The following is an 11,985-nucleotide window of genomic DNA, read 5'->3' as shown; positions in this document are numbered from 1 at the left end:
GCGCTGCCGGCCCCTTGGCTAGACGATCGCGACGAGGCGGTCGATCGCCTCGTCGAGTGCGTCAGTGGTGCCGCAGAAGCTGAGCCGGATGCACCGGTGTCCATTGACCGGGTCGAAGTCGACGCCCGGCGCGATCGCCACGCCGGTGCGGTCCAGCACCTCGGCGCACCACCGCGTCGTGTCGTCGGTCAGGTGCGACACGTCGCAATAGGCGTAGAACGCACCGTCGGGCGGTGCGAAGGAGTGGATGCCCAGCTCCGGCAATCGCCGCAGCAGCAGGTCCCGATTGACGGCATACCGCTCGACGTGACGAGTGAGTTCAGCGGTCGCCTCGGGTGAGAACGCAGCAACCGCAGCGTATTGCGACACCGCCGGGGCACAGATCGCCAAGTTGGTCTGCAGCACGTCGACCGGGCGGCGGAGTTGCACGGGCAACAGGTTCCAGCCGACGCGCCACCCGGTCATCGACCAGAACTTGCTGGCCGAGCCGAGCACGACCGCTTCCCGGCTGAACTCCCGGGCGCTGCGGGCGGACGCGGTGTACGAGATGCCGTGATAGATCTCGTCGGACAACAACAGCACGTCGTGGGCGGTGCACCAGTCCGCGATGGCTGCCAGCTGGTCGGGTTCGATGATCGTGCCGGTCGGGTTCGCCGGGCTGGCCACGATCACCCCGTGCAGCGGCGTTTCGGCATGCTCGCGCTCGAGCTGTTCGACCGCCAGTTGGAAGCGTGTCTCGGATCCACAGTCGATCTCGACCGGCTGAAGTCCCAACGCGTGCAAGGTGTTCCGGTAGGCCGGGTAACCCGGCCGCGCCATCGCCACTCGCTGACCGGCGTCGAAGGCGGCGAGCAGCACGGTGCTGAACCCGCCGGAGGATCCGGTGCTGATCAGCACCTCGTCCGGGGCGACGTCCACGTCGTAGGTCGCCCGGTAGTGCGCCGCGATCGTCTCGCGCAGCAACGGGATGCCGTCACCCTCGGTGTAACCCAGCGCATCGGACTCGAGCACGGTGTGCACCGCGTCGAGGGCCGCCCGGGGTGCGGGCGTCGAGGGCTGCCCGACGCACAACAGGATCATGTCGCCGTGACTGCGCTGCCGCGCGGCCGCAGCCCGGACGACCTCCATCACATGGAAGGGCTCCACCGCGCTGCGGGTCGACGGCCGGACTCTCATCGGTATGCCGGGTGGTACGGCCACGGCGCGTCCGCCGGGCGCAGCGACTCCCAGTTCCGTTGCCGGGCAGCGGATGCACCGAGTATGGCGGCAACCGCGATGCTGTTGTGCACCCTGCCGGCGAGGACCGCGTCGGCCGCCGCATCGAGGGACACCCAGCCCGTCGGCATCCCGAGTTCCTCACCCTCGCGGACGAAGTCGTGAGCCGGGGCGGCGTGCACGTCGCGGGCCAGGAAGACCCGCAGGTTCTCCGACAGCGCTCCCGGCGAGGTGAACAGGTCGACCAGCACGTGCCAGGTCGACGCGTCGAGGTCGACCTCCTCGCGCAGTTCACGGGCCGCGGCGTCACGGGGGTCCTCCCCCGGCTTGTCGAGCAGGCCGGCCGGCACCTCCCAGTCGAAGACACCGACCGGATGGCGGTACTGCTGGATCATCAGCACCTCCTCGGCTCCCGCGTCACCGCGCAGCGGAACGACCGCGACGGCCCCGGTGTGTCGCACGAAGTCACGGGTGACGTGACCTCCGTCGCCGAGCTGCACGTCCTCGGAGACCACGTCCCACACGCGCCCCTGATAGACCAGCGACGACGAGGTCACCGGTTGCGGATCGAGTCGGTCGACCAACGGAGCGGTCAGCCGGTGATGCCCTGAGGTCATGCAGATCCTCTCCCGAAAACTATTGCGCCGCAGCGGCTTCGGTTGTCTTCGGCTTCTCCACCTCGACCAGCCGGCTGGCCCGCTGCTGGTCGATCGCGGCACCGATCAGTCCGGCGACGAGCGGATGCGCCCGGTTGGGACGCGAGAGGAACTCCGGGTGCGCCTGGGTCGACACGTAGTAGGGGTGCTTGTCCCGCGGCAACTCCACGAACTCGACCAGCTGACCGTCCGGTGACAGGCCGCTGAAGGACAGCCCGGCCTTCTCCAGCTCACCGCGGTAGGCGTTGTTGACCTCGTAGCGGTGCCGGTGCCGCTCGGACACCTCGCTCGCGCCATACGTCTCGGCGACGACGCTGCCCTCGGTGAGCCGTGCCGGGTAGGCGCCCAGCCGCATGGTCCCGCCGAGGTCGCCGGCGCCCTCGACATACACCTTCTGCTCCTCCATCGTGGCGATGACCGGCGCAGGCGTCTGCGGGTCGAACTCGCTGGACGAGGCGCCGTCGATGCCGGCCACGTTGCGCGCGTATTCGATCACCATGCACTGCAGACCCAGGCAGATGCCCAGCGTGGGCACCTGGTGCTCCCGCGCCCACCGCAGCGCACCCAGCTTGCCCTCGATGCCACGCACCCCGAACCCACCGGGCACCAGGACCGCATCCACCCCACCCAGGGCCTTCGCAGCGCCGGCAGGCGTGGTGCAGTCGTCACTGGCGACCCATCGGATGCGCACCTTGGCGTCGTTGTGGAACCCTCCGGACCGCAACGCTTCGGTCACCGACAGGTAGGCGTCGGGCAGGTCGATGTACTTGCCCACCAGCGCGACCTCGACCTGGTGCTCGGGTTCGTGCACGCGTTGCAGCAACCGGTCCCAGTCGTGCCAGTCGACGTCACGGAACGGCATACCGAGCCGGCGGATGACGTAGGCGTCGATGCCCTCGGCGTGCAGCACCTTCGGTATGTCGTAGATGCTCGGCGCATCCACACAAGCGGCGACTGCTTCCAGGTCGACGTCGCACATGCGGGCGATCTTGTGCTTGATGCCGTCGGGCAGATCGCGGTCGGCACGCAGCACCAGGGCGTCCGGCTGGATGCCGACCTGACGCAGGGCGGCGACCGAGTGTTGCGTCGGCTTGGTCTTCAGCTCCCCGCTCGGGGCGAGGTAGGGCACGAGCGACACGTGCAGGAAGAAGACGTTGTCGCGACCGACGTCCTGCCGGACCTGGCGCGCGGCCTCCAGGAACGGCAGTGACTCGATGTCACCGACGGTGCCACCGATCTCGGTGATGATGATGTCGACGTCGGACGCGGCCTGCGCGCGCATCTGCGCCTTGATCTCGTTGGTGATGTGCGGGATGACCTGCACGGTGTCGCCGAGGTATTCGCCGCGGCGTTCCTTGGCGATGACCTCGCTGTAGACCTTGCCGGTCGTGACGTTCGCGTCACCGGCGAGGTTGACGTCCAGGAAGCGTTCGTAGTGGCCGATGTCCAGGTCGGTCTCGGCGCCGTCCTCGGTGACGAACACCTCGCCGTGCTGGAAGGGGTTCATGGTGCCCGGATCCACGTTGATGTAGGGATCCAGCTTCTGCATCGTCACCCGCAGACCGCGAGCGCGAAGCAAATGTCCGAGGCTGGAGGCGGTGAGCCCCTTGCCGAGCGAAGAGGCAACGCCTCCGGTCACGAAGATGTGTTTCGTCTGCTGCACCACGGGCTCTCAGTCTAGGGCACGGATGGTCCGTCGCCGTCAGCGGACTCGCCGCGCGCCGTCCAGCAACTCCTGTGCGTGCTCGCGCGCGGCGGCGCTGTCGCTGACGCCGCCCAGCATGCGGGCGAGTTCGGCCAGTCGGTCCTCGCCGTCCACAGCGCTCACCCCGCTGGCGGTGATGTGCCCGTCGCTGGACTTGTGCACCACCAGATGCCGATCGGCGTATGCCGCCACCTGCGCCAGGTGGGTGACCACGATCACCTGGGCCTGCTGCGCCAGCCGTGCCAGCCGTGCACCGATGTCCAGTGCGGCGGCGCCGCCGACTCCGGCGTCGACCTCGTCGAAGACGAAGGTCGGGACGGTGCCGGTGGCCGTCACCACCTCGAGCGCGAGCATCACGCGGGACAGCTCACCGCCGGATGCAGCCTTGGCGACGCTCCGCGGCACGGCGCCCGCGTTGGCAGCGAGCAGGATCTCCACCTCGTCGACACCATGTGCGGCCCGGTGCGCGGGATCGCTGGTCACCGTGACGGTGAGCCGGGCCGAACCCATCGCCAGGTGGGCGAGCTCCTCGGTCACCGCCTTCTGCAGTTTCCGGGCCGCCGTCGACCGGGCCTTGGTCAGTTTCTGTGCCGCCGCGTCGAGCTGAGGCTCCAGTTCCTCCAACCGGCCTCGCAACTGCTGGATGCGGTCGTCCGAGCCGGCCAGTGCGGCAGCCTCCGCCGCAGCGCTCTTGCTCCAGACCAGGACGTCGTCGATGCTCTCGCCATACTTGCGCAGCAAGCCGGTCAGCTCGGCCCGGCGCTGCTGCACGTGCTCCAGCCGGGCGGGGTCGACCTCCAGGTCCGCCAGGTACGACGCCAGGTCGCCCGCGATGTCGGCGGCCAGCACACCGAGTTCGCGCAACCGGCCATCCAGCGCCGCCAACTCGGCGTCGTGGTCGGCGAGTCCGGCCAGGGCCTGCCGCGCTCGCGCGACCAACTCCACCACGTGCGACTGGGCGTCACCGGGATCCCCGGAGTCATCGCCGGCCAGCAGCGCGTGCGCGGCCCCGGCGCCCTCGCGCAGCCCGTCGGCGTGGGTGAGGCGCTCGGATTCCGCGCTCAACTCCGTGTCCTCGCCGGGCACCGGGTCGACGCGTTCGATGTCTTCCAGCGCTGCGGTGAGCAGGTCCAGGCGCTGGGCGCGCTCCCGCGCGCGTTCGGTCAGCTCGGTCAGCTCACTCACGGTGTCCTGCCACTGCTGGTGCAGCCGCCGGTATGCCGCCAGCGCCGACGCCACCGGTGTGCCACCGAAGTCGTCGAGCATCACGCGGTGCTGCTCGGGTCGCTGTAACCGCCACTGGTCGGCCTGACCGTGCACGGCCACCAGGAGTTCGCCCAGTTCACCCAGCACACCGACCGGGGCGCTGCGCCCCCCGACGTGTGCCCGCGACCGGCCCTGGCCCGAGACGCTCCTCGCCAGGATCAACTCGGTGTTGCCCACCGCGCCGTCCTCCGGGTCCGCCTCCGCCCCGGCCTCCCGTGCGCGCACGACCGCGGGGTGATCCGTCACCAGCTCGACGATGCCTTCGACGTAGGCCTTGTCCGCGCCACCACGGACCAAGCCGGCGTCGCTGCGCCCGCCGAGCAGCAGGCCGAGTCCCTGCACCACCATGGTCTTGCCCGCACCGGTCTCGCCGGTGACGACATTCAGCCCCGGCGACAGGTCGAGCAAGGCGTCGTCGATGACGCCGAGCCCCTGGATCCGCAGTTCGCGCAGCACGTCGGGCAGCCTAGTTCACCGCCACGACGTCAGCGCCAGGAAGTTCTCCGCCGCCGAAACGTCGCCGTAGGCGTCCGGCCCCGTCGGGCAGGCCGTGCTCAGTCGCGCGGACGCCCGGCTGTGCCGCGCCAGCCGGAGACCGAGAGATCGAACTTTGCGACCAGCCGATCGGTGAAGGGGCCGGTGCCCAGCCGTGCCAGCCGCACGGGCCGGTCACTGCGGCGTACCTCGATGCGCGCGCCCTGCGGCACGTCGAACGATCGCCGTCCGTCGCACCACAGGACCGCCTGCGCGTCGGTGGTGTCGCGCAGGTCGATCGCGATGTGCACGTCGTGGCTGAGCACCAGAGGACGGGCGAAGAGAGCGTGCGCCGAGATGGGCACCACCAGCGTCGCCGGCACGCCGGGCCAGACGATCGGGCCGCCGGCGGAGAAGGCGTAGGCCGTCGAGCCGGTGGGCGTGGCCATCACCACACCGTCACAACCCCAGGTGGACAGCGGCCGGCCGTCGATCGCCAGCGTCACTTCGAGCATCCGTTCGCGCGCGGCCTTCTCCACGGATGCTTCGTTGAGCGCCCAGTTGGTCCACAGCGACTCGCCACCCAGCGACGCCTCGACCTCCAGGGTCTCGCGTTCCTCGACCGTCCAGCCGCGGTCGACGATCTTGTCCACGGTGTGGTGTATGTCGTCCCGTTCGGCCTCGGCGAGGAAGCCGACGTGCCCGAGGTTGATGCCCAACAACGGCACGCCGCTCTCCCGCACGATCTCGGCACCGCGCAGGATCGTGCCGTCGCCGCCCAGGACCACCGCGAGCTCGGCACCGTCCGGGTGCGGAGCGTCGTGGCCGGTGACGCCCCGCTCGCCGAGGACGCCGAATGCGTTGAGTTCGTCGGTGCGGCCCATCACCTCGATGCCGTTCGCGGTGAGACCGTGGACCAGCTCGGCCGCCACGTCGAGCGCCTCGGGCCGGCCGGGATGGCCCACCAGCAAGATGCGGCGCGTCATACCTGCGCTTCCTTCAGTTCGTCGTGCAGCAGCTGCTCCAGCACCCGGTGAACGTCCACATCGGTCATCCTGCCCTCCGCCGTGTGTCGCGCCCACAGCAGGTACTCACGGTTGCCGGTGCCGCCGGCGATGGGACTGGTCGTCAGGCCGTGGACGTGCAACCCGACGCCGGGCACCGTGGCCAGCACGTCGCGCAGGACGCGATGCCGTTCTCGCGGCGACGACACGACACCGGTTCTGGCCAGTCGTTCGCGGCCCACCTCGAACTGGGGCTTGACCAGTGTGACCAGCGCACCGTCGGCGGCGGTGAGCACGGCGAGCCGGTCCAGAACCAGCCGCAGGGAGATGAAGCTGCGGTCGGCGACCACGCCGTCGGCGGCGCCGCCTACGTCGTCCGGTCCGATGTCTCGCACATTGGTGCCGGATCGCTCGACGACGCGCGGATCGCTGCGCACGGGTTCGGCCAACTGCCCGTGACCGACGTCGACGGCGACGACCTCACGGGCGCCGTACTGCAACAACACCTGCGTGAAGCCACCGGTGGAGGCACCCACATCAATGCATCGCGCGCCGGCGACGTGCACCGGGAACTCCGCAAGCGCCCGCAACAGCTTGTATGCCGCCCGCCCGACCCACGGATCGACGGTGCCCGAGACGCGGAGGTCAGCAGCGTCGACGGAGGTCGACGGTTTGCTGACCGGGCGTCCGCCGGCCGAGACCTGACCTGCGGCGATGAGCTCGCGGGCAACGGCGCGCGAACGGGCCAGACCGCGTTCGACCAGCGCTGCGTCGGCTCGCACGAGTCAGCCCGACAGGTCCGACAGCCGCTGCTGCAACTGTCGGTGCACCGACGTGACGTCCCCGATGTGCCTGTCCAGCAGTCCGGGAGCGGGCAGGTCGATGCCGCTCCCGCTGTCATCGTGCCGAGGCAACCGCTCGGCAGCGTCTGCTTCCCCGTCCCTGTGCGGCGCGTCTGCGTGTGCTCCGTCTCCGTGTGGCCCGTCTCCGTGTGGCTCCGCGCGATCGCCCGCGGACCGGTGGTGCGCGGCGGGGTCCGGCAGGTCCGCCAGCGCCCGATCCACCCGCGGGTCGCCCGTGCTCGGGAAACGCGACTCGGCTGCTCCGGCGCGCTCCGCGTCGTCCTGCGCACCGGCGTCGGTCGCCGGCGCAGCGGCGGCGAGGGACTCGGATGAGGCGGCCGGAAGCGAACCGGCAGGCCGGGCGCCGGGCCGCGCGAACATCTGCGGAGACGGAGCCGGCGGCTGCGGGACGGCGGGCTGGGGCAGTTGCTGCTCCGCGTCATCACTCACATCGGCCATTATGGCGTGCCGCTGGACGTCTTCCTGGCTCCGGCCGTCCGTGTCCCGGGCTGCTGGGCGGTCGTCTTCGCGGCCGTGGCCCTCTGGGCGGTGGACCTGGCCGTCTTCTTCGCCGCGGTCTTCTTGCCGGTGGTCTGCCGGGTCGTCTTCTTCGCAGCGGCGTTCTTGCCGGTGGCCTTCGTGCCGGTGGCCTGCCGAGTCGTCTTCTTCGCGGCGGCCTTCTTGCCGGTGGCGCTCGTGACCCCCTCCTGGGCAGCCGATTCTTGAGCGCTCGGTCTGGCGGCGGTGCGCTGTGCAACCGACGTGCGGGCGGGTCGCTTCGTCGCGGTCGCCTGCGTACCGATGCCGGCTCGCGACGGCCGGGGTCCGCGCTCGCCGGTCGACCCGGCCACGCCGGTCCGGCCACGCAATGCGGCGACCTCCGCCTCGAGTGTGGCGATCTTGCGCTGGGCGGCTTCCAGGTCGCTACCGCGCGCCAGGCCGAGTTGCAGCAGACGGCGATCGACCTCGGTGCGGACGACATCCTGCAGCATCGCCTGGTTCGCCGATGCCGCCTCGATGAGTTCTTCCGCGAGTTGTCCCGCGCGAGCGGAGGTCTCGCCGACGCCGGGCAACTCCAGCAGGGTGCCGGCGGCTTCGAGCGCCTTGGCCCGCGTCAGTTCGCCGGCGCCGGTCAGCAATTGCAGGGCGGTGCGCACGCTGTTGATGGGCATGTGGCCGTCTCCTCGGGATCGCGCGGGGTCGCCACCGGTGCGGCGGCGCGACGTGTCGGTCACGTCTTCCGGCAGGCTACTGCTGCGGCGGAAGCGCGGCTACGGCCTCCTCGGGGCTCAGCAGTCCTGCGTCCAGCGCCTCCCACAGCAGACGCAACGCCAGTCGCAGCCTCTGGATCCACGGCAGGTCGTCGCGTCCGTCGGCCGGTTGGAACCGGAGCGTCGTCGAATCATCCTCCGCGTCAAGGACGCCCGCCGATTCGCCCACCATCCACCGCCCCTCGCCGGCCCGCACCGGCTCGACATAGGGATCGTGCAGCACCCGCAGGTCCAACCCGACGAACCGGGGCCGAAGCTCCGGCGTGGCGCGCACCAGATCCGCCGGCCCATGCACACCGGTCAGCACGTGCAAGGCGTCCATCCCGGCGGCGTGGGCGCCCGCTGTGTCGGTTTCGAGCCGGTCGCCGACACCGAGCGTCGCTTCGGCATCCGTGCCGAGCGCTTGCGCTGCGAGTTGGTAGAGCAGCGGCCCGGGCTTCCCGACGACGATCGGATCGGCGTCGACCGCCTGACCGACGGCCGCCACCAACGACCCGTTGCCGGGCGCCATCCCGCGGTCGGTGGGCAAGGTGAGGTCGTTGTTGGTCGCCACCCAACGCGCACCACGCTGAATCGCGTATGCCGCCTCGCCGAGATGCGCGGCTGTCACATCCGGCCCGTATCCCTGCAGCACCGCTTCGATCGAGGCGTCCCGCGCCTCCCCGGGCAGCACCGGCTGCAGGCCGACGGAGCGCAGCGCGTCTGCCACTCCGGGACCGCCGACGGCGAGCACGGCAGCACCCTGCGTCAGCTCGCCTTCGAGATGTCGCGCCCCGGCGAGCGAGCTGGTGAGCACGTCGGCGTCGTCGAGCTCCAGACCCAACTTCCGCAGTGAGTCGGCCACCGCCGACGGTGGCCGTGACGCGTTGTTCGTCGCGAAGATCAGGCGTGTGCCGTGGGCGCGTGCCGCGGTCAGTTCCGCCACGGCGTGCGGAACGGCCTGGCTGCCGCGGTAGACGACCCCGTCGAGATCGCACACCAAGCCGGAGTAGGACGCAGCAAGACTCTCAGCAGGACTCTCAGCAGGACTCTTTGTCGGTGACACGTGATCCATCATGCCGTCCGACCCGGGACCGAGGCCCGGCCGGCCCCGTCGGTCTCGGCAGGAGTCGCAAGGCGCCGCGGCAGGAGTCGCAAGGTGCCGCGGCAGCCCGGTCGACACCGTCCCGGCGGCCTCAGGCTGGCTTCGGCTTCTTGAGCACGCGCAGCTTTGCTGCCTCCACCTCGTATCGGCTCGCCACACCGGACGGTCCACGCCAGAAGCGGCGTCGCAACGCCCCCGAGACATCGACTACTTCGGTCCCGGAACAAGCCAGCGCGCGACGCCGGGCGACGGGCGACCAACAAGCGATGTCGATGGTGTCGACCGTAGGCGGCCGCGCCGTGCCGCCCTTTGCCGGTGTCCGTGGGTGGGGTGGTCGCTGGACCACCACACGCAACTGGACGACCTCCGCGCCGCTGGGCATATGCTTCACGATCGGCGGCGCACTGAGCCGCCCGACCAGATGCACCTCGTTGACGGCAGCGATCGCCACGACGTCCGGGTCCGGCATGCTGCGACGTGAATCGTCGGGACGCGCATCAGCCATCATGTCGGATGCACGGGTGGGTGCGGTTCGCGCGGTCATCGCTTCTCCCTCGGTATGCGAACGTGTGTTCGCCATCAGGATGCGATGCGCCGACCCGGGACTCCAGCAGCTTCACCGTAGCTGTGGATCGACCGATCGACCGCACAGGGCTGTGGACACACGACCGCACCATGACCACACCGGTCAGTCGCTGCGCTGTTCCTTCCCGTCGTTGAAGGTGAGCTGGCCCGGCGCCTGATCTCGACGTTGCGTGACCGACTTCTCGGTCCGGGCCGGTGACTCGTCGACGTCAGATGGACCAGGCGATGCGGCGCTTGATCGACCGGCCTGCGACGCGTCCTGCATCGGGACGTCCGATGCGCCGTCTTCCTCTTCCGCCTCCGGATCCAGGGCGTCGATGAAGACCACCCCGTCGAGTTCGGCGACCCGTTCCGCGGCGTCTGTCTGACCTTCCACGTCGGCATCGATGGCCTTCCCGAACCAGGCCCGTGCCTCGTCCGGGGACCCGCCGGCGAGGAGCGCCTCGGCATACGCGTAGAACAGGCGCGCGGCCCAGGGCTGCTTCGACGCACGCTCGAGCGCCGGGATGCGCAGAACCATCTGCGCCGCCTCGGGCTGGTCGAGGTCGCGACGGACACCAGAAACCACGATCGCGAGCTCGATGTTGTCGTATTCGCCGAGCGACCGCGCCTCGGGCGAGGCAGCAAGGTCCAGTGCGCGCTCATACCGCCCTAGCCCCCGCTCACAGTCGACCAGGTAGGGCAGCAGGTGGTCGGACCCGGAGAGCCGCTTCGCAGTGCGGAACTCGCGGATGGCGTCATTGAACTCGGACCGCCGGTAATGCACCAGGCCGAGCGCTTCCCGCACCGCGGCCACGCGGCCGGCCCGCCGCGCGGCGTGTTCGGCGTGCGCAAGTGCCAGGTCCGAGTCCTCCTCGAGCAGTGTCGCCGCGGCCACCAGATGCTTGGCGACGCCCTCGGCATTCTCCTTGGTCAAGGTGCGCAGTTCGCGCCATACCGACCGGTCGAGCTCCTTACCGGTGATGTCCTCCGGAAGCGGCGGCTCGACTCGGGTATCGCGCGACGAGCGGTTCGACGGCGAGGAACGGTCCCACGCACGAGGCCCGCGCTGCTCACGAGCGTTCTCGCCACCACGCGCGGTGCGTGCCCGGTCACGGCCGTCGTCGCGCCGGTCCTCGCGCGCACCCTCACGGCGCCGACCCGGAGCCGCAGCACCGCGACCACGTTCGGAACCGGTGAACCCACGCTCCTGCCGGCCACCCGCTGTGCGGGCACCTCCGCGCGATGCGCGCGACGGCCGTGAGCCGGTCGGCCCGTCGTCTCCCCGGCCGCTGCGGCGCCGGTCAGCGGAGCCTCCCGTCCGTCCACGATCGCGCGCGTCCCGCCGTGGCGCCGTGCGCGAGCGGTCCCCGCGCTCCGGACCACGCCCGCGCTCATCGCGGTCCGGACGACGGTCCGACTGCTCGCCGCCTCGTGCGCGCACGCCCGGGTCGCTGCCGCGATCACGCTGTTCGCTGCGGTGTTCCGATTCCCCGCCGCGCGACTCGCCGGCACCACCGGTCGCCCGGGCCCACCGCCCGGCCCGCCGCTGTCCGCCGTCCCCCGGAGCGGCCGAAGCACCCTCATCGTCATTCGTCACCGGAACGCACCAACTCTCAAGATCTCCGTGCGCGGCCGTCGACGGTCCTCGCGCTGCAACTCACCGTACGCCGGTCGACCATCTGCCGGCGAAGGTCTGAAAATGACAAAGGGCCGGTCACAAACACTCTGAAGTGCTCGTGACCGACCCTCTGCGTAAATTATGTTCGGCGGTGTCCTACTCTCCCACACCCTACCGAGTGCAGTACCATCGGCGCTGAAGGGCTTAGCTTCCGGGTTCGGGATGTGACCGGGCGTTTCCCACTTCGCTATAACCGCCGTAACCCTGTGAAACAAGGTCACTC

At 70.4% G+C, this 11,985-nt stretch carries 11 protein-coding genes and 1 rRNA gene; all 12 read right to left on the bottom strand.

Annotation, left to right across the window (positions count from 1 at the left end):
* Positions 1-18: 18 nt before the first annotated feature.
* A complete protein-coding gene (locus ACTHL4_RS10165) occupies positions 19-1,176 on the bottom strand; it encodes an aminotransferase class I/II-fold pyridoxal phosphate-dependent enzyme (protein WP_440282643.1) in 1,158 nt (385 codons plus the stop codon).
* Positions 1,173-1,832, bottom strand: coding sequence for an NUDIX domain-containing protein (locus tag ACTHL4_RS10160; protein ID WP_440282642.1), 660 nt, complete (start codon positions 1,830-1,832; stop codon positions 1,173-1,175). Before ACTHL4_RS10160 ends, ACTHL4_RS10165 begins: the two co-directional genes overlap by 4 nt.
* Positions 1,833-1,851: 19 nt before the next feature.
* Complete coding sequence (locus ACTHL4_RS10155) at positions 1,852-3,537, bottom strand: CTP synthase (protein ID WP_440282641.1); 1,686 nt, start codon at positions 3,535-3,537, stop codon at positions 1,852-1,854.
* A gap of 36 nt (positions 3,538-3,573) precedes the next feature.
* Positions 3,574-5,298 carry a DNA repair protein RecN gene (gene recN, locus ACTHL4_RS10150; protein ID WP_440282640.1) on the bottom strand — a complete coding sequence of 575 codons (1,725 nt, stop codon included), beginning with the start codon at positions 5,296-5,298 and terminating at the stop codon, positions 3,574-3,576.
* A 98-nt stretch (positions 5,299-5,396) separates the two neighbouring features.
* Positions 5,397-6,302 (bottom strand): NAD kinase, encoded by a 906-nt coding sequence (locus ACTHL4_RS10145; RefSeq protein ID WP_440282639.1) that lies wholly within the window; start codon positions 6,300-6,302, stop codon positions 5,397-5,399.
* Positions 6,299-7,102, bottom strand: a complete 804-nt coding sequence (locus ACTHL4_RS10140; RefSeq protein WP_440282638.1) for a TlyA family RNA methyltransferase — start codon at positions 7,100-7,102, stop codon at positions 6,299-6,301. Before ACTHL4_RS10140 ends, ACTHL4_RS10145 begins: the two co-directional genes overlap by 4 nt.
* Positions 7,103-7,105: 3 nt before the next feature.
* Entirely contained in the window at positions 7,106-7,612 is a 507-nt protein-coding gene (locus ACTHL4_RS10135; RefSeq protein WP_440282637.1) for a hypothetical protein, read from the bottom strand.
* Between the two features lie 8 nt (positions 7,613-7,620).
* Positions 7,621-8,334, bottom strand: coding sequence for a hypothetical protein (locus ACTHL4_RS10130; protein WP_440282636.1), 714 nt, complete (start codon positions 8,332-8,334; stop codon positions 7,621-7,623).
* Positions 8,335-8,410: 76 nt separating this feature from the next.
* Positions 8,411-9,478: an HAD-IIA family hydrolase gene (locus ACTHL4_RS10125; protein WP_440282635.1), complete on the bottom strand. Its 1,068-nt coding sequence runs from the start codon at positions 9,476-9,478 to the stop codon at positions 8,411-8,413.
* Between the two features lie 130 nt (positions 9,479-9,608).
* Entirely contained in the window at positions 9,609-9,986 is a 378-nt protein-coding gene (locus ACTHL4_RS10120; protein ID WP_440282634.1) for a single-stranded DNA-binding protein, read from the bottom strand.
* Positions 9,987-10,205: 219 nt separating this feature from the next.
* The gene (locus ACTHL4_RS10115; RefSeq protein ID WP_440282633.1) at positions 10,206-11,018 is read right to left on the bottom strand and encodes a hypothetical protein; all 813 of its coding nucleotides are present in this window, start codon (positions 11,016-11,018) and stop codon (positions 10,206-10,208) included.
* Positions 11,019-11,845: 827 nt separating this feature from the next.
* Positions 11,846-11,963, bottom strand: a 5S ribosomal RNA gene (gene rrf, locus ACTHL4_RS10110).
* Between the last annotated feature and the right edge of the window lie 22 nt (positions 11,964-11,985).

Source organism: Flexivirga sp., assembly GCF_051955415.1.
GTDB lineage: Bacteria > Actinomycetota > Actinomycetes > Actinomycetales > Dermatophilaceae > Flexivirga.
Note: the sequence above shows the minus strand (reverse complement) of the source record. Positions and strands in the feature narration are given on the sequence as shown.